At 60.7% G+C, this 7558-nt stretch carries 5 protein-coding genes; 4 read left to right on the top strand and 1 reads right to left on the bottom strand.

The window, feature by feature from the left end; translation table 11 throughout:
- Nucleotides 1-133: 133 nt before the first annotated feature.
- Nucleotides 134-613, bottom strand: coding sequence for a carboxymuconolactone decarboxylase family protein (locus tag AC1DX3_RS09125; RefSeq protein ID WP_476988944.1), 480 nt, complete (start codon nucleotides 611-613; stop codon nucleotides 134-136).
- A gap of 201 nt (nucleotides 614-814) precedes the next feature.
- On the opposite strand from AC1DX3_RS09125, the gene AC1DX3_RS09120 reads away from it, so the two are divergent.
- From AC1DX3_RS09120 to AC1DX3_RS09105, 4 genes are all read left to right on the top strand, one after another.
- Nucleotides 815-2041, top strand: coding sequence for a hypothetical protein (locus AC1DX3_RS09120; protein ID WP_476988943.1), 1227 nt, complete (start codon nucleotides 815-817; stop codon nucleotides 2039-2041).
- 597 nt (nucleotides 2042-2638) lie between these two features.
- A complete protein-coding gene (locus AC1DX3_RS09115) occupies nucleotides 2639-5710 on the top strand; it encodes a TonB-dependent receptor (protein WP_476988942.1) in 3072 nt (1023 codons plus the stop codon).
- Nucleotides 5711-5932: 222 nt separating this feature from the next.
- Nucleotides 5933-6547, top strand: coding sequence for a VanW family protein (locus AC1DX3_RS09110; protein ID WP_476988941.1), 615 nt, complete (start codon nucleotides 5933-5935; stop codon nucleotides 6545-6547).
- A complete protein-coding gene (locus tag AC1DX3_RS09105; protein ID WP_476988940.1) occupies nucleotides 6544-7551 on the top strand; it encodes a hypothetical protein in 1008 nt (335 codons plus the stop codon). The genes AC1DX3_RS09110 and AC1DX3_RS09105 overlap by 4 nt, the downstream gene beginning before the upstream one ends.
- Nucleotides 7552-7558: the final 7 nt, after the last annotated feature.

Raw genomic sequence — 7558 nt, 5'->3', positions numbered from 1 at the left:
CTTGATCCTCCCCGCTTGCCGGGGAGGGGGACCGCGCCCGAAGGGCGTGGTGGTGGGGCCCTTGTCGTCAAGTAAACGCTCAAAGGATGGTTTGAAATCCTAACACACCCCCGCCGCCAAAGGAAAGACCAGCTCAGCTCAGATTGGCCTTGGTCAGGCCGAAGGCCGCGTCCTGGGAGCCCGGTACGGCCTGGAAGGCGATGCTGAGGCGGTTCCAGCCATTGATCACAATGACGGAGAAGGTCAGGTCGGCAATTTCCTTGTCGCTGAGATGAACGCGGACCGCATCGTAAATGGAATCCGGCACACCATGTTCTGGCAGCCTGGTCAGGACTTCGGTCCATTCCAGAGCGGCGCGTTCGCGATCGCTGAACAGAGGCGATTCGCGCCAAATCGGCAGGTGATAGAGACGCAGTTCGCGTTCGCCGGCGATCTTGGCCTGCTTGGAATGCATATCGACACAGAAGGCGCAGCCATTGATTTGCGAGGCGCGGATCTCGATAAGATGCTGCAACGCGGCTTCGATCGTGCTGGTCTTCAGCGCCATGCTGAACTCGGAATATTTGCGCACGAACTCGGGCGACAAAGCGTAGGGATTGGGACGTTGGAACATGACAGGCTCCTGTGAAATTTATTGAGGATATTTAATATCCTTAAGGATATTAAATATCCTCAATAAGGCGGCCTGTCAATCGGCTCGCGCAAAAATCTCGTTGCCTTGACAGGGCCGTATTTTCCGGCTGATGTCGCCTTGGTTGGCTAAGGATGATGCTGGCCAGGATGGGCCGACTTGGCCCGGGGGAGTGGCTTATCGATGGACGCCTTGTCCGTGCTGCGCGTGTTGACGCGTTACAAAATCCTGTCGTGCCTGTTCGTGGCGTTTTGCCTCTATCCGGTGATCGCCGGCCTCTATTACATGTTCACGCACCATAGCTGGATGCTGATGGACATCGACGCCGTCCTGTGCGGCGCGCGCACCCTGGGCTCAGGACATTCGCCCTACGCCATCCACCCGCCGGTGTGCGCCGGCGTCCGCCCGGCCGCCTATGTCTACGCGCCCCAGATCGCCCGGCTCTTCTACCCGCTCGTCAAGGCCATGGGCGTGCCCGGCGCGCGCGCCCTGTTCATCTGGCTGCTGTTGGCGCCGGCGACCCTGTTCCTGCTATGGTTTGCCCTGATCAAGAAGTTCCCCGGCATTCCCTTTCAATATCGTTTCCTGGCCTTCGCCGCCCTGACCGCGATGACCTTTGTCTGCGCCAATGTCGGCATCGTCATGCACGCCCTGGTCCTGGCAAGCCTGTTGCTGTTCCCCAAGACGCGCTGGCCCTTCACCGCCGTGGTGTTGATGTGCGCCTGCGTCAAGCCGACCTTTATCGCCTATTTCGTCATCTTCCTCCTGGCTGATGAAGCCCTGTGGCGCCGGGCCTTTGCCTTCAGCTGGCGTGTGGCCGCCGGTGCCGGCGTCGCCTATCTGATGGTGCTGACCGACGGCCATTACGGCAAGGCGTGGCAGAAGACCCTGCACTCCGTCACCATGGCGCGCCAGGTCGGCATGGGTTGGTTCGAACTGACCAATTTCGTCTTCCATGTCCCCGGGCCGTCGCATCTCAATGTCGAGCTGGCGATCGGCTTCATGGCGGTCATGGTATTGGCCGGCATGGCCATCGCCCAGTGGTGCGACCTCGACCGCGACGAGCGCCTGGTCCTGGGTATGGGCTTGGTGCCGCTGATGACGCCACGTCTGCTCGATTACGACATGATCCTGATCGTGCCCTATGCGGCCCTCCTGATGGCCTGCGTCCATCGCAAGGGCGGCAAGGCCCTGACGGTCATCCTGTCGTGGATTTTCGTCGCCTGGCTGGCCTATGGCGTCGTCACCAATATGATGGGCTACAAGGCGTGGCACCGCACGCCGATGGACATGCTGCTGTTCGGCTGCCTGACCGCCATCACCGGCCTGATCGCGCTGGCAAGCCGCCTGAACGGCAAGGCGCCGAAGGATGGCGCTGCGGCGGACGCGCCGGCAAGCTCGGCGGTATAAGGCGTTCAGTCGCGGCGATACCCGGCTACCTCCATTTTCTTTGGCAACCTTAACCGGATGTTGGCAAATATGCGGAAGCTTACTGCCAGGCTTGCCCTAGCGGGGGCTTATGGCGGCCTAAAAGAACAACGGGACGGTATCTTCGGATGCCGTCCCGTTGTCGTTGGCTTGCCTGGTTGTTTGGGGCGCCCGCTTTCGAAGATATCGGCGCCTGGCGGCGGGCATGAGTCTTTGTAAATATTCCGAATCTGTAATAATATATCATGTATGTTTTGGACGGCCCGAAAATTGACATCATATTTGAAATAATGTAATTAATTTGAATTTCCAGCTCGTATCTTGCCTCATATTTCGACGTTGAAATAAGTAATTTCTAATAGCGAAATGTATAAAATAGATATTTTTAATTGCAAACATTGCTTCAAGATTTTTACATACCACAATCATCGATCATCAATTGTATCTTTACTGCATCACGTATCTTTTGAAATTACATTAACTCAATGTAACCATTTGACGCTTTCGTGACGCAGGCGGCTTATTTGCCCCAGACCGCTCGGACCGCAGATGCGCCGAACCGGATAACGGAGCGAAGAGATGACAAAATTGAACACGAAATATTGGCGGACAGGCCTGTTGGCGACGACAACCCTGTGCGTCGCCGGCGGTGCCCTGCCGGTCCTGATCGCCACCGCCCTGCTACCGACGGCCGTTGCGGCGCAGGACTATACCTCCGGCGCCCTGGCCGGGTCGGTAAAGGCGGACGGCGCGCCGGTTGCCGGCGCCACGATCACCCTGACGTCCAAGGCCCAGGGGCAGACGCGGACCCTGACCAGCAACGGTAGCGGCTCCTTCTCGGCCACCGGCATGGCGCCGGGCGACTACGACATCACGGTCTCGGCTGAGGGCTACAGCGATTACAAGGCGACAGTTTCGATCGTCATTTCGCAGGAAGTCCGCTTCGACGCCGCGCTGCAATCGATCAACGCCACCCAGACCGTGGTCGTCAAGGGGCACCGCGTTCGTCAGGACTTCACCAAGACGACGACCGGCCTGACCGTTGATCTCGACACACTGGTGGCGCAGCAGCCGATCGCCCGCAACCTGACGGCGGTCACCATGCTGGCGCCGACGGTGAACATGGGCAATCCGGGCTTCGGCACCGGCGATCGCGCCGTGGCTTCGTTCGGTGGCGGTTCGGTGGCGGAAAACGCCTACTATATCGACGGCTTGAACATCACCAATCCGGACACCTATATCAGCAGCGCCCGCGTGCCCTTCGACTTCTACAAGACGGTCGAAATCAAGACCGGCGGTTACCAGGCCGAGTTCGGCCGCGCCACCGGCGGCGTCGTCAATGCCACGACCAAGTCGGGCAGCAACGACTTTACCTTTGCCGTCCATGGCAATTACCAGCCGATGGACCTGAGCGAAGACCAGCTCAACACCAATGACTATGTCGGCAAGTTCACCAAGACCAAGAACAATTCGCTGAGCGTCGAGGCTGGCGGACCGATCATCAAGGATCACCTGTTCTTCTATGGCCTGTATCAGGTGAACGATTACGAAAAACAGACCGCGAACAAGACCACCGGCGTCTATACGGACACAAAAAACACAGATCCGTTCCTCGGCCTGAAGCTGGACGGCTATATTACGCCGACCCAGCACCTGTCCCTGACCTATTTCGACACCAGCAACACCGACAAGTCGAACCTGTACGACTTCGACGGCACCACGGTCGGCGACGCCAACGGCAAGTCGAACGAAGAACTGGGCGGGCAGAACTGGGTCGCCAACTATAACGGCAAGGTCACCGATTGGTTCTCCGTCTCGGCCGCCGTGGGCGACATGAAGGACCGCGACAATGTCCTGCCGACCGATACGACGTCCTACTATGTCCGCGAATACGCCGTAGACGGCACCTACGGTGTCATCTCCGGCCAGAAATCAGCCAGCTATCAGACCGATGAAATGGAGCGTCAGTTCTGGCGCGCCGACGGCGATGTCCGCTTCGATTGGCAGGGCCATCACCATATCCGCTTCGGCATCGATCACGAAAAGAACGCCGAAGAAAAGACGACCAAGCTGACCGGAACCGAGCCCGTACAATACCGTATCCGCAACTATGACAGCAGCGGAGACGGCGTCGCCGATTACCAGCGTCTGCAGGTCATTTACGAAAACCTGGGCGGTCACGTCAGCTCCGAGAACCAGGCCATCTATATCCAGGACAACTGGGACATTACCCAGGACCTCAACCTGCAAATCGGTCTGCGCAGCGACAACTTCAAGCAGTTCAACCTGTCCGGCGAACAATATATGGACCTGAAGAACAATGTCGCGCCGCGCCTCGGCTTCAGCTGGGATCCGACCGGCGAAGGCCGCTGGAAGGTCTTCGGCTCCTATGGCTCAAACTACATCCCGCCGGCGATGAATCTCGGCTTCCGCGGCAAGGACCTCTATTACACCGAATATTTCGCCCCGTCCTCGGGCAGCTTCTTCACCCTCGATTCGAGCACGGGCCTGCCGAGCAACGTCGGCGATGCCATCACCACCAAGGCCGGTTATTCGACGCCGTGTCCGGCGTCGTCCCTGGCCTCGGCGCCCGGTTTCAACAGCACCAATGCCGCCGCCGGCACGGCCGCCTGCGTCGTCTACGGCAACGGCACCCAGGAAGGCGCCACGTCCAAGACTTCGGTCGGCCTGAAAGCCACCGAATCCGACGAAACCATCCTGGGCGGCCGCTACAATATCAACGACCTGTGGAGCGTCGGGCTGACGGCGACCTATCGCAATATCAAGAATGTTTCGGAAGATTCCGACTTCAACGACGCGATCATCTCCTATCTCGATGCCGCCGGCCTCGACAGCTCGCAATGGGTCGGGGGCTCCAGCTATTATGTCTGGAACGTCGGCAATCATGACGTGACGATCAAGCTGAAGAACGTCCTGCCGGGCGAAACCGACGCACGGACCATCACCCTGACCGCCGATCAGCTGGGGCATTACAAGGACGCCAAGCGCGAATACAAGGCCTTGAGTTTCGACTTCAAGCGTGCCTTCGACGGCAAGTGGGGCCTGCAAGGCTCATATGTCTGGTCGCGCCTCAACGGCAATTATAACGGCACGGTGACCGAATACGGCAATACGGTGCAGACCGACGCCGGCGCCACCTATGCCTGGGATTCCCCCGGCATGGAAAACTACGGCTCCGGTATCCTGCCCGGCAACCGCGACCATACGTTCAAGCTGTGGGGCTCCTATGCCATTACGCCGTCCTTCCTGGTCGGCGCCAATGTCCTGGTGCAATCGCCGGAACGCTTCTCCTGCCTCGGTCTCAATGCCGACGACAGCTATGCCTATGGTTATGGCGACGTGTCGCACTATTGCGGCGGCGAGCCGGCCAAGCTGGGCGAGGGCCTCGAATCCGACTGGACGAAGACGATCGACGTTTCCTTCCGCTACACCTTGCCGGAGAAGTATTCGGTGGGCGGCAAGCTGGTCTTGCGCGCCGATATCTTCAATCTGTTCGACCAGCACGCCGTCCTGACGCGCTATGTCACCTATGACGGCGACGAGATCGGCCTGATCGACTCCAGCTACGGTAACGTCACCAACTACAGCACACCGCGTTACATGCGGCTGGGCTTCGATTTGAGCTACTAAGCGCAATCCAAAAAGTGGCGTGAAACGTCAATTGCACTTTTTGGATAAATTGCGCGTCAAACATGACAGCTTTTGTCTGGAGAGGCTTCCTCTCCGGGTTGCCGCAGGCCAGACAAAAACAAGGGGGAGGACGTAGGCGCGTCCTCCCCCGACCTTTTTCGCCATCTTGCCAAACCTTCCGTCCGGTCACATAGTGTGCCGGGCGGGTTTGGGGAGGATGGCGTGACGAGCGGAACAGCGCGCGAATTAAGCCGTTACGACATGGCGGTGTTCGCGCTGAAATCGACCCTGTTGAAGGTAAAACGACTGGCTTCGGACGGCATGGGCCGGCGTACGCGACGCTGGCCGGCGAGGCCTGGGACCGGTCAGGTTCTGGCCCAGGTCGCAACCCCACTCTACAGTGATCGCGATGATCGCGAACAGGCCCTGCAACTGGGCAAGGTGCAGAATTTACGGGTGGCGGCGCGCGCTTTCGACGGTGTTGTCGTACCTGCCGGCCAGACCTTCAGCTTTTGGGCGCAACTAGGCCGGCCGACGCGCCGGCGCGGTTTCGTGGTCGGACGCGAACTGCGCCAGGGCTGCCTGATCCCGACCCTGGCCGGTGGCATATGCCAGCTCAGCAACAGCCTTTACCGCGCCGCCCGCGAAGCCGGCTGCCGCATCGTCGAACGCCATGGCCATAGCGCCGCCGTCCCCAATGCCGCCTTTCCGCCGGGCGAGGACGCCACGGTCTATTGGAACTATGTCGACCTGCGTTTCGAGGCGCCGCGACCCTTGCGCATTATATGCCGGCTGACGGAAAACGAGCTGATCGTCCGCTTCGAGGCTGTGTCGTGACCGCACATGGGCCAGAGAGCTGCGCTACCTGCAATCAAAAGGATTGCCACCTCAACTTCGCCGCCGTGCCGGTCAATCCGGGCCAGACCAGCTTCGTGCTCGACCAGCCGTGGCCGGAGTTTTCGGCCTATGTCGCGGCTCAGGCCGGGGAAAGGGACCAGGTCATAGCGCCAGGGTTTCCCGGCCTCAGGCGTTATGATTGGCCGCGTGTCCGCCCCTTGGCGCCGCTGGCCACCTTGCGGCGTCATGTCGACATGCACCGGGTGGCCAAGGCGCCGGGTTCGGTGCGCCAGGACGCCTATCTGCGCAACGACGCCGCCCTGGCCCTGAAATTGGGCCGGCGCATCGACTATCTCAGCCGCCATGTGGTGGTGCACCAGACCTTCCTGCCCTTCCTGTGGCGTGACGGGTCGCTGGGCGGGCGGAGCTTCGACGTGCTGATGACGCGGTATCCTTTGGCCGATCTGCAGAGCCGGCTGGACGCCGTCCATGCCCGCCATCCGTCCAGCCGCACCATCGCCGATTTTCGCGCCCCCGCGACGATCGTCGCGGCGGAAGCCGAGGCCCTGACAGCGGCCCGGCGGCTGATCGCGCCGCACCACGATATCGCCTTCGGGTTCGGGGCGCGCGGCCATTGGCTGGACTGGCAAAGGCCGTCGGCGCGCGAGCGCAAACCCGGTAACCGCATAGCGTTTCTGGGCCCGACGATCGCGCGTCAGGGGGCCTATGAGGTGCGCGACATCGCGGCGCGTTTGGCGGAACCGCTGATCGTTTTCGGAGGCGATCTGGAGGGCGCGGATTTCTGGCAGGGCGTGGCCATCGAGCGCCGCGGTTTCGGTCCCGGCTGGCTCGACGGCATCGCGGCAATCGTGCATCCGGCGGCCGTCACACACCAGCCGTATCGCCTGCTTCAGGCCGTCGCCTCCGGGGTCAGGCTGTATGCCGATGCCGGCTGTGGCCTGGCGCCCGGCGAATTCGAACCCTTGGCCGCTTTCACGCCTTAAGACAGGA

The organism is Asticcacaulis sp. P2_B1 (genome assembly GCF_056404915.1).
The sequence above is the reverse complement of the archived record's forward strand: the minus strand, read 5'-3'. Positions and strand labels throughout refer to the sequence as shown.